Here is a 21,326-nt window from a genome sequence, read left to right as displayed (position 1 = left end):
GCCTTGGCGGACGTTCAGACCTGGGAGCAAGTCCGCGCAACCGAATGCCCTGAGGTGGAGAAAACCATGCTGTACGCACAGCCAGAAGAAGTGACCGCGTTGCCAACCAGAGGTCTTGTGGATTACGAACATAACGGCTCGGTCTACACCCTGGTTGCAGTCCCTGATGGGTGGCACGTGCAGTGCGGGGTGATCCTTGTTGCGCACATCCGGAATGAGGCGGACGGCTTCTGTCTGATCCCGTTCTGGGGAGACACCACCGTCCGCATCTTCCAGACGCTCCCCGAAGTGCTTGCCGGGGTTTCGGACTGCGATTACTGAGATTATTCCTTGACCGCGCCCTCAAGCATGCCCCTGATGAAGTGCCGTTGCAGAATGAAATAGAGCACAACGACCGGAAGGGCAACCAGCACGGCACCGGCCGCGAGGAGCGCGGTTCCCTGGGTGTATTGGCCCTGGAAGAGGGCAAGGCCGAGCGGGGCCGTGCGGAACTCGCCTGTTGGTGACATGACGAGGGGGATGAGGAATTCGTTCCAGGTCCACATAAACACGAGCACCATCATGGTTGTGAGCGCAGGCCGGCCCATTGGCACAAGGATCGACCAGAGGATGCGGCGCGGCGTCGCGCCATCCATGCGTGCGGCCTCAATCATCGACGGATTGACGCCTCTGAAGTAGGTGCGCATCCAGTACGTGCCAAACGCAACGGACTGGGCTACCTGCGGCAGGGCTACAGCCCACACCGTGTCGGTGAGCCCAACGCTGCGCAGGTCAAAGAAGAGCGGGACGATGATGGCCTCTGCCGGGATCATGATGCCCATGAGGAAGAGATAGAACAGCACGCTCTGGCCCCTGAACTTCATGGTGCCAAACGCGTAGCCGGCGAGTGTCGAGAGCACAACGGTCAGCGTGACCACGATGATGGCAACGAGGACAGAGGTTGCCATGTACTGACCAAAGCGGCCCTCTTGCCATGCCGTGAAGAAGTTCTCGGGATGAAACGAACCCTCGCGGGCTGCCGTTGCGTTTGCAGGGGCAAAAGCTGCGGTCAGAATGGTGAAGATCGGCGCGAGCACAATCAACGAAAAGATGATGAGGATGACATAGTTGCCAACCCGTTCGACGTTGCTTACCTTCATGAGGAGGCTCGGTCTCCAATCTTGTTGACCACGAGACTGATGACAAAGATCAGCGCGGTAAGGGTGACACCAACTGCTGCAGCTGAGCCAACCTGGCCGAGTTCAAAGGCACGTCGATAGACCTCGTAGCTCGGCACGGTTGTTGAGCTTCCTGGCCCGCCAGCGGTGGTGACGTAGATCAGGTCAAACGTCTTCAGCGAGGCGACAATGGTGAGGGTGAGCGCGACGGTGATTTCGGCGCGTACGGCCGGAAGGATGATGGAGAAGAACTCGCGAATGGGGCCGGCGCCGTCGAGGCGGGCCGATTCAAAGTGCTCAACCGGGATCTTGGCCATGCCGGCCATGAGTAGGACCGTCACAAGACCAGTTGATACCCAGGTGCCAACCAGGCCGACGGCGGGGAGCGCGAATGTGTAGTCCCCGAGCCAGGCCCGTGCAAAGTCGCCAAGACCAACCGCGCGCAGCAGGTTGTTGAGTGAGCCGTTTGGGGCGTAGATCTGACGCCACGCGATCGCAACAACCACCATGGCGATGACCTGGGGCAGAAAGATGACGGTGCGGAAGATCGACAGCCCGCGAACCCTCGCCCTCGTCAGGATAGCGGCCATCATGAGGCCGATGCACACCGGCAGGATCGCGTAGAAGATCACAAAGACAAGCGCGTGCCCAAAGGCAGCACGTAGCCGCTCGTCGTGCAGGATGCTGATGTAGTTGTCGGCGCCAACAAAGGTGGCAAGAGTGAGGCCGTCCCAATCGAAGAGCGACAGGTGAACGGCGCGGCCGAGCGGGAAGAGCAGGAAGATGCCGTAGACGATGAACGCCGGCAGAATATAGAGGTATGGGGTGAACCAGCGACCCTCCCGGGCGGAGCGGCGTGAGCCACTCCGCCCGGAAGCTGACCGTTCTGGTCGTGCCGACTTAGCCGGCGCTGGTGAACTCTGCATAGTCAGTTTCTAGCGTTTCTGTAAAGGTTTTTGGCGTGAGCTGGCCGTCGAGCAGTCCCTGAAGCGCTTCACCGAGGGTGTCGCCAAACGTAGGAGTTGCGTAGTCGAGGTAGGGCAGCAGGACGCCGTCGGTGGTAACGCTTCCGAAGGTGGCAAACACGTCGTGCTGTACGCCTGATTCTGGCGCGTACTTCTGCGTGTTCACGACGGGGAGGTTTCCGGTATCTGCGAGGATCTTCATCGCGTCATCGTTGGTGATGAAATCGATGTAGGCGGCAGCGAGGTCGGGATTCTTCGAGGCCTTGGTGACCGTGAAGGGCAGGCCGGTTCCGCCGGTGGTGTGTGCGCCTTCGCCGGCATCCGCTGGCGGCGCGAAGAATCCGACGTCGTCGCCCATGGCATCCTCGAGGTCAGCCGCGAGCCAGGAGCCGCCGATCAGGAACGCGCCCTGGCCTTTTGAGAGGTCTTGCCAGGCGGCGTCGTAGTCGGTGCCGTTGACACCCTCGTTGAAGTAACCGTCGGTCTGCCAGGAGCTGATGACGCTGGCAGCCTCCTCGTTTTCTGGGGTGGTCCAGGATGCGCCTGGGTTTCCAAAACCGAGCTTCTGGATTTCTTCGCTGTCAACATAGGCCCCCTGAACCGGCCCGAAGACGTGCACAGCCGGCCACTTCTCGATGTTTCCGAGGAGCAACGGGGTTGTTCCTGCGGTCTTGGCAGTGCCTAGAGCCGTCTCGAACGTTGCCCAGTCTTTTGGCACCTCAACGCCAATTTCGGCGAGCTTCTTCTTGCTGTAGAAGACGCCAACAATCTCACCGACCTGCGGAAGGCCGTAGACCGAACCGCTGCCAAAGGTTTTGCCGTCTGGGCTGTACTGCGAGTACTGCAGCACGCTTTCGGGGAAGCGATCTTCCCACTTATAGGCGTCAGCGTAAGCGTCGAGTGGGAGCAGCTGATCGGCCGTCACGAAGGCGCCCATCGAGTTGCGGGCGTTGTTTGCCTGCACGACGTCTGGGGCTTCGTTGCCGCTCAGGGCAAGCCTGAGCGTCTTGCCGAGGTCTTCAAACGACTGCGAATTGCGTTTGATCGTGATGTTTGGGTATTTGTCTTCGAACGCTTTGTTGAGCTGCGTCATCTGCTCGTTCTGGCCGCCACGCACCTCTTGGTCCCAGACGGTGAGCGTCAGGTCACCCATTGCTGAGACGTCGGTCTCAATTGTGCGGTTTGGGTCCGCCGATTCAGAGGGCGTTCCGCCCGAACCGGGCGTGCAACCGGTCAGGGCAAGTGTCACTATGGCGGCAGCGGCGACACCGCTGACCAGAGTTCTTCGGATGATCGTCATTGGTCTTTCCTTATCTCTTGGTGCTGATGCTGTGGTGTGGTCTGGGGGTCTTGGTGGTCGCCTAGCGAGGTGCGTACTCGTCTACCTCGGTGAGGAGGCCGAAGGTTGCTTCGGCGCGACGGACGGCATCGCGCGAAACATTGCTGACGATGTCGTCGAGGAAACCATAGCGTTTCGCAACCTCAGCCGCGTGTGTGTCGTGCGGGGCCGCATTCCTGATGGATTCCCACCAGTCGGCGATGTCGCCCCATCCCGGTGACGCGAGCGAGCCGCCAAAGTGTTGCACGGCAAGCGCCGAGCAGAGCGCGGAAAAGAGGAGTCGCTGTTCGAGTGGCCAGCCGGCGAGGCTGCCAACAACAATGCCGGCAGCAAACACATCGCCTGCGCCGGTGGGGTCCACTGACTTCACCCTGAGGCTCGGCACTGAGGCCGTTTCGCCGGTGCTCGAATCAACGGCTATGGCCCCGTCGACCCCCTTTGTGACGATCGCGAGGGGAACCCTGTCGGCGAGTGCGGCCAGCGCCCGCTCCGGCGAGTCGGTGCGGGTGTAGGCCATGGCCTCGACGTGGTTTGGGAGAAAAGCGTGGCAGCTAGCGAGGTCATCGAGCACTGCGGTATCCCACTTCTCTGTTGGGTCCCAGCCAACGTCGGCAAAGACCTTTGAGCCTTGGCGCGCGGACGGCATCCACCAGGTCTCTGCGTCGGGTGAAACGAGTTCGGCCATCAGGGCTCGCGAGACGGGTGGGGTGCCGATCATCTCGGCCTGGGGGATGGGGATGGGGTGGCCGTGTGTGATCATGCTCCGGTCGCCCTGGGTCGCGAGCGAGACGGTGACCGCAGAGTGCCAGTCTTTGAAGGTTCGCGAGCGGCTCAGATCGATGTGTTCTTGCTGCTGCAGGAGCGACCAGGTCCACTGCCCGTAGGCGTCGTCGCCAAACCCTGCGGCGAGGCCGGTGCGAAGGCCGAGCCGTGCGGCGGCGACGGCGAGGTTGGCGATGCCGCCTGGGAGTGATCCCATACCTTCGGCCCAGATCTCGGTGCCAGGGCGTGGCTCGGAGGGGAGGCCCGTGAAGACGATGTCGAAGAAGAGCGAGCCTGCCAAGAAGAGGTCGAGCTCTTGGGCATTGACGGCGCTTGAATCGCTTGCGGTTGCCAAGGGAGAACCAGTCGGGTGTGCCGTTGGCAGCGGTGCGCGACCCAGACGGATGCCGTCGGGTGTGTGGGGTTGTGACACCAAATTACTTCTTCCGCTGAGGGTTGAGTGAAGCAAACGAGGGGAGCTTCATTGCTTAAGTCAGGACATTACCACGCATGAATGAGCAGAACAAGCAAATATTTGCTTGATTCTGCTCATTCATGCTTGCTAATATGAGCGCATGCTCACAAGTACGCGCCAAGCGACGATACTTCAGCGGGTCAAAGAAACGGGCGAAGCCTCGGTCCAAGATCTCGCAGACAGTATGAACGTCAGCCCCTCCACGATTCGTCGCGACCTCAACACCCTCAGCGCAGAGGGCCTCCTACGCCGTGTGCGGGGAGGCGGCAGCGTTGAGCCAGACGCCATGCCGTTTCACGAAGTAGCCGAGAAATCAAGCTCGTCAAAAGAGCGCCTCGCCAAGCGTGCAGCCGAACTTGTGAACGACGGCGACGTTGTTGTGCTCGATATTGGAACGACCACCGCGCTCATTGCGCGCGAACTGCGCGGCAAAACGATCACCGTGATTACCTCAAGCATTGCCGTGCTCGACGAGCTGCGAGATGACAGCGAGATTGAGCTTGTGCTGCTTGGCGGCGTGCTTCGTCGCTCCTACCACTCACTTGTTGGCTCGTTGACCGAGGATGCGCTCAGCCAATTGCGCGCATCCATCTCCTTTATCGGAACGAGCGGCGTGCAGGCCAACGGCACGGTCATGGACTCAACGGGAATCGAAGTTCCCGTCAAACGCGCGATCCTTGCCGCGTCGCCGCATGTTGTACTTGTCGCCGACGAAACCAAATTTCCGGGAACCGGGATTCTCTCGGTCTGTCCCGCAACCGATATCAACACGCTGGTCGCGTCTGCCGATGCCGACCGCGCAACCCTTGAAGTGTTCCGACAAGCAGGAAGTGACGTAATTCTCGCGTGAAACTCACCATTATCGGAGGCGGCGGATTCCGCGTCCCACAAATCTTTGAGGCGCTTGGCGCCGACGGCGACCACGTACGAGTAACCGAGCTGTGCCTCTACGACGTTTCTGCAGACCGTCTGAACACCATCAAGGCCGTGCTGACGCAACTGCAACCGTCGCTGCCGCAGCCTCCGTTTGTCACCTACACAACCAACCTCGATGAGGCCGTTACGAATGCGCGGTTTGTGTTTTCCGCAATGCGCATTGGCGGAATTGAGGGGCGCATCATGGATGAGCGCATCGCCCTCGATCTTGGCGTGCTCGGCCAAGAGACCGTTGGGCCAGGAGGCCTCGCCTACGCGCTTCGCACGCTTCCGCATGCGCGGCACCTTGCCGAACGCGTTGCTGCCCTCGCCCCAGACGCGTGGGTCATCAACTTCACCAACCCGGCTGGCATGGTGACCGAAGCGATGCGCGCGGCCCTCGGCGACCGAGTTGTTGGCATTTGTGACACCCCAATTGGCCTCATGCGCCGCGCGGTGCATGCCCTTGGGGCCACCCCAGCCGAGGTCGACTTTGACTACGTTGGGCTCAACCATCTCGGCTGGCTTCGCCGCATCTCTGTCAACGGCAAAGACCAGCTTCCTCAGTTGCTCGCAAACGACACGTCGCTTACGACCATCGAAGAGGCGCGGCTCATGGGCTTCGATTGGGTGAGGGCGCTCAAAGCCATCCCAAACGAGTACCTCTATTACTACTACTTTGAGCGAGAGGCCACCGCGCGCATCCGTTCATCGGAAGAGACCCGCGGGCAGTTCCTGCACCGCCAGCAGGGCAGTTTCTACCACGGCGCTCACGAGCACCCCGATAGCGCGCTTGCCCTCTGGAACCAGACGAAGCACGATCGTGAATCGAGCTACATGGCTGAGAGCCGCCCGGAAGACGAGCGGAATAACCGCGAGGAGAGCGACATCGACGGCGGCGGCTACCAAACGGTCGCGCTTGACCTCATGTCCGGCCTCATCAATGGGCGCGATTCGACCATGATCCTCAACGTCGCCAACCGCGGCAACGTGCCAGAACTGCCGGATGACGCGGTCATCGAGGTTCCCTGTACCGTTAGCACCGACGGCATCACCGCCCACTCGGTTGCGCCGGTTGAGGGCGAAATGCTTGGGCTCATGCAGCAGGTTAAGGCCGTTGAACGGCTCGCAATTGAGGCTTCGTTGCGCCGCGATGAAACGCTCGCCTGGAGGGCCATTGCCGCGCATCCGCTCGTTGACTCTGTCAACGTTGCCCGTTCACTCTTCGACACCTATCGCGCCGAAATTCCCGGAGTTGGCGACGCATTTAACTAGGTCAAGTCGATAGGCGACGACGCCAAGACTTCAACCCGCACGACAGCACAAACTGACAAGGAGCGTTGGAGAACAATCAGCAACGAGACGTGACGGCGGTTCTCGAGCTTAGAGAGCAATGTGAGCGCCACCGCCACGGCCCTACTAGGAGAATAATGTCTACACAACGAAGTGTTCAATCGACTCCGCCGCAACGCAGAAAAATAGGCACTGCACTGTTGGCGCTTGGCTGCTCTGGAGCGCTCGCTCTGAGCCTTGCCGCGCCCCTCCCTGCGACGGCGGTTGACGCGGCGGATGCACCGCATCCGGCGACAACAACCCAGGTTGCGAGTCATAGCAGCCCTGCCGATCTTGACATCATGTTTGTTGGGGCCCACCCAGACGACGAGTCCGGCAGGCTTTCGGTGTACGGCGAGTGGGCCGAGACCTTTGGTGCCCGAACTGGCGTGGTCACGGTCACGCGCGGTGAGGGCGGCGGCAACGCTGTTGGGCCGGAAGAAGGCCCGGCGCTCGGCCTTATTCGCGAGGCTGAAGAGCGCGGCGCCGTTTCCCACGCCAGCATCGAAGACGTCTATAACCTCGACGACGTTGACTTCTACTACACGGTTTCGGAACCGCTCACGAGGGAAGCCTGGAGCGAGGAATCGCTCGAAAAGCTTGTCAGGGTCATCCGCTCCACCACGCCAGAGGTTGTGGTCACTATGGACCCCGCACCAACTCCCGGAAATCACGGCCAGCACCAAGAAGCGGCACTGCTCGCGCTTGAGGCCTATCGTGTTGCCGGAGACCCAGCCGTATTCCCCGGTCAGATCCAGGATGAGGGGCTGCAGCCGTGGACGGTCAGCAAGATCTTCCTCAATAACGCGCGTGGCTCCGGCGCTGGAACCGGAGAACGCTGCCCGACGGTCTACACACCGGTTCGCCCAACCCAGAACATCTACGGTGTTTGGGGCGGACGCACCTCGGCTGCCGGTCAGACCTGGGCGCAGGTAGAGCGTTCAGCCCAGAAACAATATGCCTCGCAGGGCTGGGCAGGATTCCCGGATGCTCCCGCCGACCCCGCCGCAATTGGCTGCGACTTTATGGTCCAGGTTGAATCAAGGGTGCCTTACACACGTGGTGATTTGAGCCCAGCGGCAGCGAGCCTGAGTACGATGCTCAAGGGCGCCTCGCTTGTTGCCGACGGTGGACTTCCGTTTGGTACCGGGGCGCAGCTCACCGGTCCCGACTTTCAGATCGTCCCAGGACAGTCAACCGAGGCGACAGTGACCGTTAGCGCACCTGCAGGCAGCGGCCTGAGCAACGTCACGGTTACCCCGCAGGTACCGGCAGGCTGGACGGTTGCCCCTGCTACCGCCGCCATCGGCACGGTTGCCCCTGGTGCGACGGTTGACACCGCATTCACCGTGACCCCGGCAACAGATGCGCCTACCAACAGCCGTTCGCTGGTCTCAGCCGTGATTGCGGCCGAAGGCGGCACCGGCTACGTTGATCGCGAGTTTGAGGTTGTTCCAGCCGTTCGCGGCACCCAGGAATTGCTGCCGCAGGTTCGTGCGTTCCAGGAGTGGGCTACAGCAAATAACTACCCACAAATGGAGGGCTTTGTTGCTCCCGTGCTGACGCTTCCGTCAGGGGGAACCCGCACCGTTGTTGTTGACGTTCAGAACTTCTCTGCCGCATCGCAGAGTGGTGAGGTGAGCATTGCGCTGCCCGCTGGATTTACCGCGACGCAGACGACGCAGCCCTACGCAGGCCTTGCGGCTGGGGCGTCAACGACCGTCCAGTTTGAGGTGACAAACGGTGACACCTCGTTGGCCACGTCGAATGTTGGCGGGGACTACGCCTACACCATCACAACTACGGCAGGGGCAACAACGAGCACGGCAAAGGCAGCCCTTGAACTCGTCCCAACAGCGAGTATTGGTGAGTCTTCCGCAGCACCGACGCTTGACGGCGTGATCACGCCCGGTGAGTACACCACTGGCCCCATCGATATCAGCCGCCTCTGGGAAGGTTCCGCGTGCACAAGCGCTGCTGATTGTGGGGGACAGGCTTACATGACGCGGAGCGGTGACGACATCTACATCGCGGTCAACGTCATAGACGACACCCTGGGAACGGTCCTCGCTGAGAACGACTGCAAGCGGCACTGGCGCACCGACTCTGTTGAGATCGCGCTAGATCCCGCCGGAAACTCGGAGAACACCTCGACAACGTTCAAAGCCTATGTATTCCCAACCACCCAGGGCGGGCAGGCATGCTTCGGGAGAGACGCGGATAACAACCAGGGCGAAGGCGCGGCGGTTGCCCCCGGCATGGAGGTAGCAACATCGGTCAACGAGCCGTACACGGGCTATGTCGTTGAGACGAAGATCCCGGCCTCTGCGCTGCCATCCACCATCGACCCAAGCGCGATGGGTTTGAACATCTTTGTCTACGACTCTGACACGCAGGATCTCTCCGGCCAGACCCGACTCGGCTGGTCAACGTGGGGCGGAGTCCAGGGGGACCCGTATCGCTGGGGCGTCGCAACCTTTGACGGTTGGACCCCACCGGCCGTTGCGACGCAGGCACCGCGCCTGAACTTTGACGCGCTGTCGAGCCTCGCATCGCCACAGAGTATCGAGCAGTCGGCCCGCACTGGCGTTCCGCTGGCCGGCAAGCCTGCCGCCACCGCTGCCAACGCCGGCACGGCGGTTCAGACCTGGGTCGAAGGTGAGACACTGCTGAGCGCCGTTGACATTCGTTCAGCTGGCCTTGTCCGGCTCTTCGCTCTCGCGGAGGACGGCACCGTTGTCGCGAGCTCAGAGCAGAGCGTGGATGCCGGCACCCGTCGCATTGACGTTGCCCTTCCTGCAACAACGGCACGGGCAGAAACGCCCCCTGTCGCCCGCGTAGCGATGTCGTTTGCGTCTGACGCGGGCGGGTCGACGGCAAGCGTCGTTCCACTCGCTGAGTCTCGCATTGCCTCTGCCACCGCCGTTGCCGTGACGCCAGCCACGGTTCGGGCCGGTGAGGCGCAGTCTGTCTCGGTTAGCGTCGCGACGGAGGGGCTGCCTGCGACCGGCAGCGTTGAGTTGTTCGCCGGAACGACGTCGCTTGGCGCCGGCGAATTGGTAGGCGGTTCGGTTGCGTTTGACCTGGTTGGAAAGCTGCCTATCGGGAGTAATGGGCTGACCGCCCGTTACTCCGGCGATGATGTGACGCTCGCAAGCGAAGGGGGCGCGACTGCGGTCGTCACCGATTCGTCAACGACCACCCCGCCGGTCACTCCCGGCGGAACGGGTGGTACCGGAGGCGGCTCAGCGGGTGGACCATCCCTGACCAACACCGGTGGTGCTGAAGCCGGCTGGGCAGCACTTGCAGCCCTCGCCCTGATTGCAGCGGGCGGCTTTGCCCTTCGCCGTCGGGCAGGTCGGATGAGCGCCGAATAGGGGAACACAGAAGAAGGGCATCCTCGGCCATCACGCCGGGGGTGCCCTTTGTCTGTTGCGTTATTGCGAGCGGCCGCTTAGGGACGGAAAGACCCAGTCACGCGAAACCGCCTCAGCCCTCGGCTGGTACAGGCGGACCATGTAGTTCCAGTGCTCGGGCACCGGGATGGTATTTGGCAGATCGCCGTCACCAAAGCGCACGGTCACCGAGCCGTCTGCATTCCGTTCGGCCGTGACACTGTTGACACTCACAACGCCACGATCGTTTGGCTCCATGTAGCCGGCCTCGTTGTAGACGGTAATCGACCAGAACGCATCAACCGGAACATCGCCGACCGTGAGCTCGTAACTGCCCGCAGGGAGCCCAGGGTCAACGTTGAGATACATCGCTTCGCTCTCGGGGAAGCCGCCCCAGCCAGATGCCGAGCCGAGCAGGTGTCGCACGGGGTCAACGGCGTCTGCGCTGCCAAATGCGCCGCGATAGTCTCCGATGCCGAGAGACAACGCAACGAGGTGGTTTCTGGTGCTGTCGAATGAGGCCGTGTCGTAGCTCGGATGCGTGAAGGGGAGCGCAGACCCCGCCTCGACCTCAAACTGGTCTTGCAGCTCATTCACCGCCGCAATGTCGAGTGGGTCATTCGGGTCGACAAGTATCCTGACTCCAACAAGCGCAAACGGTGTTCCGATCTCTTCAGCAGAAAGCGAGTGTTGTCCGGCCTCGTGAATGATCCTTGGGATGAAGTGGTCCTGATTCACAACCATGACGGAGGCATATCGCCCGTGGGTCTCTGGCAGTGTGAGGCGGAGGCCCTGTGACGCGTCAACGATGTTGGCGCTGTAGAGCGTGTCACGGTTTTGGCGAATGATGGGTTGATGGTCCAGCGGCGTTGGTTGCCTGTTGATGACCCATCGGTTAGTCCCTCCCGTGTCGTGCAAGACAAAATCAAACATGCGATCTGATTCTGCGCGAGCAAAATTATCGACATTGACCGCAACTGTTTTTTCTGACATCAGTGCCCTTCCGTTGTGTTTCTGCCGACAAACCGGCAAGACGCTGCCTCCATGATGCCGGGTAGCCAACGGCGGCAGATTCACCCGTTTTGGGTGAGTTCAGGGATGCGGGCTGACCGTCCGCCGGGTGCCTCGCTGATTGAGGCGGATGGTAGGCACCCTGACACATCACGTGGTCAGTTGGACCCCAAAAATGTTCTTTCTCAAAAACTTCTGATGTTGTGCGTAAGCGATGACCTCTAATGCTGTCTTCAACTGCCAAATGGGGATGCCTGTAAAAAACGCCACTGGCGTTTGGGGAACGTATCCCTGCGGAAACACCGGTTTATTCCGGGAAAACCAGTTAGGAAGCAACGAGTTTGTCTAGATTTACTCAGAAAATTTCATGGGGCGGTGCTCTCGCCGCCGCCTTGGTGATCGTTGGGGCGCCAGGCCTTGCCATGGCCGATCCTGCGAGCACTGACACCTACGTGAACAACGTTGTGGTCAACCCAACGCAGATACTGAAGAGCTCATCGCCTGTAGCCGTGACCTACACCTACGGCGCGAGCGACCAGAAGTCATCGGTTGTCTCCTTCGACATCCCAACTCCACTCGTTTACAACCCTGACTCAATCAAGCTCAGCGCAGACAACATGGTCGCAGGTAGCCTCCAGATCGTTCTTGACGGACGCGCCTATGACACGGACACTGACCAGAGCACCTGGGACGGTAGCTTCTACCGCGTGAGCTACCAAACGGTTCCCGCAGCAGGCGCGCACGAATACCCCTCGACCCTGTACTTCGAAACCAGTCGTCTTGCCGCCAACGTCGTGATGGCTGATCTCCCGGTGACCGTGCTGAACGACGGTGTCGCCGTTGACACGAAGCACCTCTCGGTGAAGATTCCCGGAACGAAGCCGTCCGTAATCAACACCTCCGTTGACAACGGAAAGTATGCGACCGGAAGCGGTGAAGTTGCGGCCGCCCTCGAGGCAGGCCTTCCGCTTTCCCTCTCGTACAACGAGAAGCAGGGAATCGGAACGATCGACCTGATGAACGCCAACCAGAACATCATCCGCACGAGCATCAACGCGGCAATGATGAGCGACACCGTCGACCCAACCGGCGTGCGCTTTGACGCAACCCTGCCGTTCGAAAACACCGTGTTCAAGGCAGACAAGCCAGTGATGGCTGCAACTGCCTCTGGCCTCATGTTTGCTATCCAGAAGGTAGACCTGACCCAGCCAAACTACCCAAACATCCCTGGCCTCACGTACGTGTCGAACAAGTTCACGGAGGTCGGTGGCAGCTACGGCGATCCGCTGAACGACTACGAGGTTCGTATTTCGGTTGACCCGACAACCCAGCAGACGCACGTTGAGTACTACGTGGCTTCGCTGCCCCGCGACTCCAAGCTGTTCATGGTTTACAACCAGAAGGTTGAATCCATTCCGGCGAACACAACTGGCTACCCCGAATTTATCGGAGAGACGTCGGTTACGTGGGACCAGCAGGATGCCAGCACCGTGAGCCGAATCGGAACGTGGCAGACGCCGTACAACATTTCGGCAGCATCCGTTGACACGCTGAAATCTGTTGACAAGACCGAAATCGAGCCAGGTGCAGCCCTGACCTACAGCTTCGACTTCACCGCGACGAAGGACAACACGACCTTCTGGGTGAGCGACACTGTCGACTCGCAGATCCCGCTGAAGGCCGAGACGCTTGTTTCGACCAACAGCAAGTGCGTTCCGACCGTTACCGCGGCAACCAACCTGCTCCGCATCGACTGTGCCGACCTTTTGGTTGGCGAGCACGTGACGGTTTCCGCCGGTGTTGACACGAGCGCAGCCGTCGACGGCGACACGTTTGCGAACACGTACTACCTCGGCACCGATCTTGGGTACCTCAAGGGCAACGAGGTCAGCACAAACGTTGTTGCTGCGGTTGTGCCTCCGATCGTGACGCCGACCCCAACGCCAACGCCGACCACACCAACCACTCCGAACACGGAGAACCCGACGGCAACGCCCGAACCAACAACCGGTTCAACCGGTGGCGAGGCAAAGGCTCCTGCTGGACTCGCACACACCGGAGCAAACGACTCCATCGCGATTGCCCTCGGCACCGGCCTCATGCTGATTGGCGCGGCAGCCATGATGTACCGCCGCAAGTCGGTCGCATTCAACAGCTAACACAGACAGGCCGCCAACACGTTGATCGTGTTGGCGGCTTTGTGTTCGAATCAGGCTTCGGCCTGTGCGCCCACCGGATTCGATCACGCGCAAGGCTCTATTTTTCTACAAAACGCCGGTGCTACCATAGCGAAACGGCGATTGTAATCAGTCAATTGGCTCCGTAATACACCGGTGTATGCGGAGGTACAACCAGCATTACGAAACGTTCACAATGGGGGAACACATCATGATTCGTGCTCGTCAACAACGAACCGGCTCCGTCGGTCAATTGCGTAAAATCGGCGGCAAGTCGTGGCAGCGAGGGGTGGCGGCCTTGGCCGCGGTTATCCTTGCCGGCTCCATGATTCCAGGGGCCCCAGCGGCGGCTGAGGATACGGGGCAGGATGCCGTGGTTGACCAAACGCAGACACCCCCAACGGAACAGCCAACACCTTCTGAAGAGTCGACAACGCCGTCGCAGCTCACGACCGACGAACCTGCGCCGTCTGACGACGCACCGACCGTGCAGTCGACCGTGCAGCCGACCGCGCCAGCAACCGACGGCCAGCTCCAGCAGCTTCCTCCCGACAACACAGACGAGGCTGCGCCCGCAGAGGCGTCAGACGAACCTGGTGTGATCGTACCGTTCTCCATTCAAGGTGCCGTGGCGACCGTCCAATCAGACGGAACCGACACCTTTGACGCCAATAACGACCCTGGAAACGACCAAGCGGCAAATAACGGCATCGTTCGTACCAATGACGAGATCCAGTACAAATTTGAGTACAACACCAACGCGGCAGTTATCACGCCGGTGATTACCTCTACGGCCCCGGCCGGCACCCAGTGGATAGCGGTTCCGCCAACGTGTGTCGGTCCTGGAACCACGCCTCATCCCTCTGGCATTTATGACAGCGTGACCGGACAGCCGGGCGGCGACCGCAGACTCCTGGTTTGCCAGTTGGTTTCCCAACCAGATTCGGTGAGCGACTCGATTCTGCCACGGCTCAAAGTATCCACCCAGCCTGGTCAGGGTACAGCCCTTCCCGTGAGATTTATGATTTCGGATGCGAGTGGCGATGCTCCCATCCTCTCCAACGAAGTGAGCACTACCGTTTCGGCCGCGCCGTTTTACGACCTCCGCAAACTCGGTCGAGCGGCGACGGCAAACGTCAACGGGCCAAACGGCGAGCCAGGCATCATGAACTCATACCCCGTAGGAATCACCGTTGCCCATCCAACCCGATTTGGGCCCCAACAGGGCATCAAAGGAATGTCTCAGCTGAGCAACACGGTCACGTTTCATGACGACCTGACGCAGTACAGCCGTGGCGCTCGGCTCTACGACTGGGCCGGTAGCGGCTGTGGGTACATCAACGGTGGCGATATCGGGGGCGTTCCCGCCTCGCGAATTGGTATCACCGGCAGCTCAACGGCCACCAACTCCGTCCCAAACAGCGGAACCATTTCCTGTGCCGCAAACGGGCAAGGGTTTGATATGACGTTTACCGGCATGGATACCTCGGCATCGTCGTTCCCAACCACAAACGCGCAGGGTGGAACTCTGGGGGCCAACTATCTCTTCGTGGCAACGGGCATCATGCGCGTGTGGCTGCCGCAGTCTGACGTGGTGAACGGTGCCGACGGTATTCCCGGAACTGGCGACGATAACAGCCTGCTACTGACCAACACGGTGAGCCAGTTTGATCCAACCGATACAACCGGTCAGTCGAACTACGGAACGGGCAGTGAGGCGCTCACGACCTGCTTCGGTCGCCCGCTCGACCGATGCGACAACACAACGTCCTTCACCCTCACCGCCGGTATGGGCATGAGCAAGCAGTACCGCGCCTATGCCGGCGGCGGCACGCCTCCCGGAGCCTCTGGCCTCTGGACGGGGGACTTGCGCGCCGGTCTTGGGTATAAGGTCACGAGCCGGGTTGCCATTACGCCTGCCGTGCTGCCAGCGCTGAATGCAAGGACGTGCGATATCTTTGACCGAAGCTCCCAGCGGCTCGTGCAGGGGTCTGGCGCCAACACGAACCCAGCGAGTTTTGGCCAGAGCGCAGGAGCTGATCCAGTGTTGCCAGGCCAGTATCTGATCGAATACGGCGCCGGGACGAGCCAGCCGACAACCTTCGCCGGTATGCGCGCGGCTCGATGTGACGACGGCGATGCCGTCTGGTCGGCCTCGCCAACAAGCGCAACGCTTGGCGGGAGTCTGACGCCGAACGGCTTCCGCGACACCATCGACAGGGTACGAATCACGTTCAGTCGTGACCTTGCCCCGCAGACAGCCTTCTACCTGTACACCAATCTTGAGGTCTATTCGACCTCGACGCTTGATCCCGCACAGAATCCTGACGGCACCATCCTGTCGAACTTCGGGCAGTTCAAGTACGGCGAAACACCCACGTGGAGCACTGCGAATACCTACAACCCCGTGAACCACACGGGCGCGCAGATGGGCGACCGTATCTTGTTTGTCCCCGGCGAGGTTCGGGTGTCAAAGGAAGTCCGTGAGGCGATCCCAGGTTCGGGGTCGCAGGTGCTTGCCGGACAAGACGCTGAGTTTGTGCTCAAGCCGTCTGCCTCTGGGCTGATCGGCTCGGCACCGGGAACGATGCGGGACGTTGTGGTGACCGACATCCTGCCAACGACCGCTCCGCGTCTTGCGATTAATCCGCTGAGCGTGACGGCTCCGCCCGGGGTTGTTCTTGAGTTCTGCTCGCTTTGTAACGGCAGCGACTGGAGTACGTCGCCGCCAGACACAACATATGGCCTTCGCTGGAACTTTGGCGACGTGCCGTCGGGGACTCCGCTGCCTGAGCTCTCGTATCAGGTGCGTGTGCCCATCGACGCGGCCAATAACCAGTCGTACCTGAACACCGTTTCGATTACCTCGCCAGACGACCCATCGACGGCGGCCCAGCGAACGGCAACGGCCACGATTTCTGTTGTCGCCGCTGCCACCGTGCTCGCCACAAAATCCACCGTTCGGCCTGTTGAGCCGCTCAACACGGACCTGCGCTGGACACTCGCGATCCGCAATGCCACGGCCGTGCCCATCGACAGCCTTGATGTCATCGATATCCTCCCGTTCTCGGGTGATGGCCGCACACCGCCGTCCGGCTTTGCCGGTGACTTTTCGGCGATCTCGGTTGAAAACCTGCCAACGGGGCTGACAGCGTATGTCACGGATGTGCCGCCGGTTGACCTTGATACTCGAGATGGGATCGGCGATAGCCGGCTGGATCCTGGGGCCGTGACCGACACCTGGTTCGTACCGCCGGGAACGGGGGTATGGGCCTGCACGCTGGCTCAGCTGGGAACCGCAGGTTGCCCAACGGCAGCATCCGTCACCGCCATTCGGTTTGCGAGTGACTACGCGCAGTCGGGAGTACTTGCACCAAACGAAACCGCAAGCTGGGATCTGGTGCTCACGCCTACCGGTAACGCAACGGGCAACCAGTACACCAACCGGTATGTCGCCCGCGTGAATCCAGAGGTGCTGCAGTTGCCTGTGAACTCACCCGACGTGCCGATCCGTGTGGTTGCGCCGTCTGTTTCAATCGTGAAGGATGTCTGCATCACCGAGATCTGCGCGGTTGACGATGAGACGGCCTGGGGCCAGTCGGCCGAACTCCCAACCGGTCGGGAAGCGGTATACCGGCTCACGGTGACAAACACGGGTGAAGAGCCCGGCGAGGTCACGGTCTCTGACGTGCTGCCAACGTCGTTGTCACTTGTGAGCGGCAGCGTTGAGGCGAGCGCTGGGGATACCACTGGATTCGACCCCGATTGGGCCGTTGGTACGGTTGCTCCCGGCCAGTCAGAGACGCTCCTGTTTCGCGCAGCGACGAGTGGCCTCGGCTCCATCACAAATATCGCGACGGCCAACATCGTTGACCGCTTTGATCAGTCAGCGACCGATGATGATGATGCTCTGATTACGGTTGTTGCCGTTCCGATCGGGCTCACGAAGACGCTCACACGCAACACCGTTGGTCCTGACGGAATTGGAGAGCTCACGTACGACATCGAGGTGAGCAACGACACTGCGTACCCAAGCACGTATTCGCTTGCCGATGAGCTTCGCTTTGGTGCGGGGATTGTGATTACGAGTGCGGTCGCCTCAAACGTTACTCCTGGCGATATCGAAGTGAACGAGAATTGGAATGGGCGTGACGTCACCGAGTTGACTGTTGACACACCGATTGAGGCGACGAGTAGCCACACCTACCAGGTTGTGGTTGCGGTCCAGACTCCTGGTGGCCTTCCTGACGACCAGCGCGAGTGTGCAACAGGGGGAGGAGCAGGAGGATTCTTGAACGCTGCGGCCTTGTTGGATACCGATCCTGCGGTCACGGCATCCGACTGCGACTCTGCTCCGGCAGGAACGCTGAGCGTCACAAAAACAGGCGCGGCGCAGGTCGAGGCAGGCGGGCTCGTGACGTGGAGTATCCGCGTTGAGAACACGGGGGACATAGACGCTGGAGCGTTTGTTATTTCGGACGAGCTGCCAGCGGGAATCACGCTTGATTCTGCTTCGGACGACGCAGAGGTGAACGGCCAGGTTGTGACCTGGCGCTTTGACGGGCTTGCCGTTGGCGCGAGCCGCACGGTGACGGTTTCCGGCACTGTCGACGCATCCCTTGCCGGCAAGGCGGTCACAAACTGTGCGGCCACGTCGCTTCCTGAGGGTTGGTTTGATCCGGAGATTTCTCCAGCAGACCGTGCGGCGTTGGTTGCGGCCGTGGCAACGCCAAACTGCGCGGAGACCGAGGTAACAACTGATGTTCCTCCGACCGTTCCACCAACGTCGCCCCCTGGGCCAGGTGCGGGGGGCTCCGGTTCTGGGCTTGCCATTACGGGAGCAGCAGAATCCTTTGTGGCCTGGTGGGGAGTTGTTGCCCTTCTTCTGGCGGGAGCAGCGCTGGTGTTTGGGTCGAGGCGAAATCGATCGCGCGGGCTCTGATCGTACGCACCGCGTGACTGAGGAGTGAGGCAAGCGGCTTCGGCGAATTGTTCTTTCATTACAAAACATGAGAATGTTATGGGTGTTGATAGTTGTTTGTATCGACGGTATGGGCTTGTGTGTTCACGGCCCAGGATTCCACCGCCCCCTACGAAACACGGTGACCCCATGAAAAAACGTCTCAGTATTGCGATGGCCGGACTCTTGGCCGCTGGCTCACTCCTCATTGCCCAGCCGTCATTTGCCGCCGATGTTGTCATCCCTGATGCCCGGTTGCGAGAGTGCATCGCTGGGCAGCTTGGCAAATCACCAACCGCCCCCATCTCGCAGGTTGAGGCCGCCGGAATGGACGAGATGTGGTGTACCGGTGGGGTGACCAACCTTTCGGGTCTTGAGCAGTTTGTGAATCTCACCCATGTTGGTGTTGCCTACGGTACGATTGACGATTTTGGCCCGCTAGAACAGCTGTCTTACTTGGTCGACCTCGACCTCGAAGGCTCGCAGCTTGGTGACCTCAGCCCCATCGCGAACCTGGTGAATCTTGAGGTACTCGACGTGAGCTACGGCAACCTGTTGAACATTGAGGCGCTCCGCGGTTTTACCCAATTGAAGTCACTCAACCTCTTTCGCAACTCGATCAGCGACCTTTCGCCGCTGAGCGGGCTCGAATCGCTCGAGTTTCTCAACGCGAGCGTGAACCCGCTTGACTCGTTCGAGGCACTCAGGGGGCTGCCCAACCTGGTCGATGTGAGCGCCGCGAACACCGGGATCTCAGACCTGAGCCCGCTTGCAGACAAGACGAAGCTGAAATTCATCACCATGCACAACAGCAACGTGTCGGATATTTCGCCTGTCGCCACGCTGCATCCAACCCTGATTCGAGGGTATTTTGACGGAAACCATATTGTCGACCTCTCGTCGCTTATCACGTTGAACCAGTCGCAGACAAACGTCTCCGTGAGAAATCAAACCGTCAGTTTGCCTGATCTCCCGCTTGGGCGGTCGCAGCACAACGTCATCCGCGAACAGGATGGTTCTGTGGTGGTTCCGACCTCGACGACGGCCAACTATGACTCCGCTACGAGCTCGTGGTCGTATGCGACGGAGGGGCCACACACGCTGACGTGGGATTCCGATCCTGGAACCACCTGGACCGGATTTACCGGCACAATCACGCAGAACTCGGTTGCTGCCCTCCCCGTCGGCGTCGCTCCGACCGTGACGCTGAACCCCGCTGATCAGTCGGTCATCGAGGGGGAGAGCGCACGCTTTTCCGTCGAGGCTGACGGCGACCTCCCGATGACCGTCCGCTGGCAAGAGAGTCGCGACGCTGGTGTCTCGTGGACCGATCTGCCCCTGGCTGTTAACCTCACCCTTCAGCTTGATGACGTGGTCCTTGCGCAGCACGGCAACCAGTATCGAGTGACGCTGACCAACACGGAAGGCGCCGCAACGAGCGCCGCCGCAACGCTCACCGTGACGGCGCAAGCGGTCGTCCCTCCCATTATTCCGCCGGTTGTTCCACCAGTTGTTCCGCCGGTGACGCCGCCGGGTAATAAGCCGGCCACGCCGCCTGCGGCAGTCGCTCCTGGGGCAACCCCATCGGGCAAAGCAACGACCGGAGTCGATGGGGGTGCGGTACCGCCAGCGATCCTCGCTACCACGGGAGCGCCAGATCTGCTGTGGGTCGGAGGCGGGATGCTCGGTATGGTCATGCTCGGTTGCGTGCTCATGCTGCGTGGCCGGAATGCCGCCGAGCCAGCGTAAATCCGTCGCGTTTCTCCGAACAGACCCTTAGGCTTGACTCGCAGCCGATGACGCTCGGCGATGCCTCGACCATGAGCACGTTGCCGTGCCGCCGATTGTTCCGTTGAAAGGCCAACACCGTGAAGCACTTCACCCTGCCGCAAACCGATATTTCCGCCCCCAATGTGGTGCTCGGACTCATGCGTATCGCCGAGAAAACCGACGACGAGGTTCGCGAGCTGATTCATACGGCGCGGGATGCCGGTATCGACTTCGTTGATCACGCCGACATCTACGGCCCAGACCTGCACAGCTGCGAGCGCCGATTTGCCGAGGCCATGCAGCTCACCCCGTCGCAGCGCGACGAGCTGACGATTCAGACGAAGGCCGGCATTGTCACCGACGGGCCGTATTTTGACTTCTCGTATGAGCACATCATGACGTCGGTCGAGGGCTCGCTAGCCGCGCTGCAGACCGACCGCATCGACATCCTGCTGCTGCACCGTCCCGACGCGCTCGTTGAGCCAGAGGAGGTTGCGAAGGCGTTTGACGAGCTGGAGGCCTCCGGCAAGGTCCGTGCGTTTGGCGTATCGAACCACACCCCACGACAGATTGACCTGCTCAAGAAGTATGTTCGTCAGCCCATCGTCGCCAACCAGCTGCAGCTGTCGATTACCCACTCGCCGATTGTGGCCCAGGGAGTCTCAACCAACATGTTGGCCGAGCAGCAGTCGGCCACGCTTGACGGCGGCGGCATCGTTGACTATTGCCGGCTCAACGACATCACGATCCAGGCGTGGTCGCCGTTCCAGGCCGGATTCTTCAATGGGGTCTTCCTCGGCTCGCCCGATTACCCAGAACTCAACGCGGTTATTGATCGCTTGGCGGCACGCTACGGGGTTCCTCCCATCGCGATTGCGACGGCGTGGATCACCAGGCACCCCGCAAACATCCAGGTTGTTCTTGGGACGACGAGTCCCGACCGAGTGGCAGGCGCCGCGCTGGGCTCTGACCTGCCGCTGACCCGTGCCGAGTGGTACGAGCTGTTTCGCGCCGCCGGGCACCTGGTTCCCTAGCGGGCGAGACGCGCCAACCCCTCAGATTTGCTGC

Annotated in this window: 13 protein-coding genes; 8 read left to right on the top strand and 5 right to left on the bottom strand. The window is 60.9% G+C overall.

Annotated features, from left to right (window positions below; genetic code table 11):
- The first annotated feature begins 66 nt into the window (after positions 1-66).
- Complete coding sequence (locus tag FHX76_RS04040) at positions 67-321, top strand: hypothetical protein (protein WP_167148152.1); 255 nt, start codon at positions 67-69, stop codon at positions 319-321.
- 2 nt (positions 322-323) lie between these two features.
- Here the strand turns inward: FHX76_RS04040 and FHX76_RS04035 are convergent, their stop codons facing one another.
- From FHX76_RS04035 to FHX76_RS04020, 4 genes are all read right to left on the bottom strand, one after another.
- Positions 324-1,139, bottom strand: coding sequence for a carbohydrate ABC transporter permease (locus tag FHX76_RS04035; protein WP_167148150.1), 816 nt, complete (start codon positions 1,137-1,139; stop codon positions 324-326).
- Positions 1,136-2,083 (bottom strand): carbohydrate ABC transporter permease, encoded by a 948-nt coding sequence (locus FHX76_RS04030; protein ID WP_167148148.1) that lies wholly within the window; start codon positions 2,081-2,083, stop codon positions 1,136-1,138. The genes FHX76_RS04035 and FHX76_RS04030 overlap by 4 nt, the downstream gene beginning before the upstream one ends.
- Entirely contained in the window at positions 2,058-3,422 is a 1,365-nt protein-coding gene (locus FHX76_RS04025; protein ID WP_167148146.1) for an ABC transporter substrate-binding protein, read from the bottom strand. Before FHX76_RS04025 ends, FHX76_RS04030 begins: the two co-directional genes overlap by 26 nt.
- A 61-nt stretch (positions 3,423-3,483) precedes the next feature.
- On the bottom strand, positions 3,484-4,656 hold the full coding sequence (locus FHX76_RS04020) for a carbohydrate kinase family protein (RefSeq protein ID WP_341777855.1): 1,173 nt from the start codon (positions 4,654-4,656) through the stop codon (positions 3,484-3,486).
- A 142-nt stretch (positions 4,657-4,798) separates the two neighbouring features.
- Here FHX76_RS04020 and FHX76_RS04015 point away from each other — a divergent pair, with 142 nt between their 5' ends.
- The 3 genes from FHX76_RS04015 to FHX76_RS04005 all read left to right on the top strand — a co-directional run bounded on the left by FHX76_RS04015 (position 4,799) and on the right by FHX76_RS04005 (position 10,322).
- The gene (locus FHX76_RS04015) at positions 4,799-5,548 is read left to right on the top strand and encodes a DeoR/GlpR family DNA-binding transcription regulator (protein WP_167148144.1); all 750 of its coding nucleotides are present in this window, start codon (positions 4,799-4,801) and stop codon (positions 5,546-5,548) included.
- On the top strand, positions 5,545-6,888 hold the full coding sequence (locus tag FHX76_RS04010; protein ID WP_167148143.1) for a family 4 glycosyl hydrolase: 1,344 nt from the start codon (positions 5,545-5,547) through the stop codon (positions 6,886-6,888). Before FHX76_RS04015 ends, FHX76_RS04010 begins: the two co-directional genes overlap by 4 nt.
- A gap of 155 nt (positions 6,889-7,043) precedes the next feature.
- The gene (locus tag FHX76_RS04005; RefSeq protein WP_167148141.1) at positions 7,044-10,322 is read left to right on the top strand and encodes a sugar-binding protein; all 3,279 of its coding nucleotides are present in this window, start codon (positions 7,044-7,046) and stop codon (positions 10,320-10,322) included.
- 60 nt (positions 10,323-10,382) lie between these two features.
- Here the strand turns inward: FHX76_RS04005 and FHX76_RS04000 are convergent, their stop codons facing one another.
- The gene (locus FHX76_RS04000; protein WP_167148139.1) at positions 10,383-11,333 is read right to left on the bottom strand and encodes a DUF1214 domain-containing protein; all 951 of its coding nucleotides are present in this window, start codon (positions 11,331-11,333) and stop codon (positions 10,383-10,385) included.
- A gap of 359 nt (positions 11,334-11,692) precedes the next feature.
- Between FHX76_RS04000 and FHX76_RS03995 the strand changes: the two genes are divergently transcribed.
- The 4 genes from FHX76_RS03995 (at position 11,693) to FHX76_RS03980 (ending at position 21,292) form a co-directional block, all read left to right on the top strand.
- Complete coding sequence (locus FHX76_RS03995; RefSeq protein WP_167148137.1) at positions 11,693-13,510, top strand: hypothetical protein; 1,818 nt, start codon at positions 11,693-11,695, stop codon at positions 13,508-13,510.
- A gap of 229 nt (positions 13,511-13,739) precedes the next feature.
- Positions 13,740-18,470, top strand: coding sequence for a DUF11 domain-containing protein (locus tag FHX76_RS03990; RefSeq protein ID WP_167148135.1), 4,731 nt, complete (start codon positions 13,740-13,742; stop codon positions 18,468-18,470).
- A gap of 168 nt (positions 18,471-18,638) precedes the next feature.
- Positions 18,639-20,237, top strand: a complete 1,599-nt coding sequence (locus tag FHX76_RS03985; RefSeq protein WP_167146238.1) for a leucine-rich repeat domain-containing protein — start codon at positions 18,639-18,641, stop codon at positions 20,235-20,237.
- A gap of 119 nt (positions 20,238-20,356) precedes the next feature.
- Positions 20,357-21,292: an aldo/keto reductase gene (locus tag FHX76_RS03980; RefSeq protein WP_167148133.1), complete on the top strand. Its 936-nt coding sequence runs from the start codon at positions 20,357-20,359 to the stop codon at positions 21,290-21,292.
- Positions 21,293-21,326 lie beyond the last annotated feature (34 nt).

This window comes from Lysinibacter cavernae (assembly GCF_011758565.1).
Lineage (GTDB): Bacteria > Actinomycetota > Actinomycetes > Actinomycetales > Microbacteriaceae > Lysinibacter > Lysinibacter cavernae.
This window is presented reverse-complemented; position numbering and strand designations above follow the sequence as displayed.

Excerpts from the sequence above, each read along its gene's own strand:
- FHX76_RS04040 (WP_167148152.1), top strand. The coding sequence starts at position 67 with ATGCTGTACGCACAGCCAGAAGAAGTGACCGCGTTGCCAACCAGAGGT.
- FHX76_RS04035 (WP_167148150.1), bottom strand. The coding sequence starts at position 1,139 with ATGAAGGTAAGCAACGTCGAACGGGTTGGCAACTATGTCATCCTCATC.
- FHX76_RS04030 (WP_167148148.1), bottom strand. The coding sequence starts at position 2,083 with ATGCAGAGTTCACCAGCGCCGGCTAAGTCGGCACGACCAGAACGGTCA.
- FHX76_RS04025 (WP_167148146.1), bottom strand. The coding sequence starts at position 3,422 with ATGACGATCATCCGAAGAACTCTGGTCAGCGGTGTCGCCGCTGCCGCC.
- FHX76_RS04015 (WP_167148144.1), top strand. The coding sequence starts at position 4,799 with ATGCTCACAAGTACGCGCCAAGCGACGATACTTCAGCGGGTCAAAGAA.
- FHX76_RS04005 (WP_167148141.1), top strand. The coding sequence starts at position 7,044 with ATGTCTACACAACGAAGTGTTCAATCGACTCCGCCGCAACGCAGAAAA.
- FHX76_RS04000 (WP_167148139.1), bottom strand. The coding sequence starts at position 11,333 with ATGTCAGAAAAAACAGTTGCGGTCAATGTCGATAATTTTGCTCGCGCA.
- FHX76_RS03990 (WP_167148135.1), top strand. The coding sequence starts at position 13,740 with ATGATTCGTGCTCGTCAACAACGAACCGGCTCCGTCGGTCAATTGCGT.
- FHX76_RS03985 (WP_167146238.1), top strand. The coding sequence starts at position 18,639 with ATGAAAAAACGTCTCAGTATTGCGATGGCCGGACTCTTGGCCGCTGGC.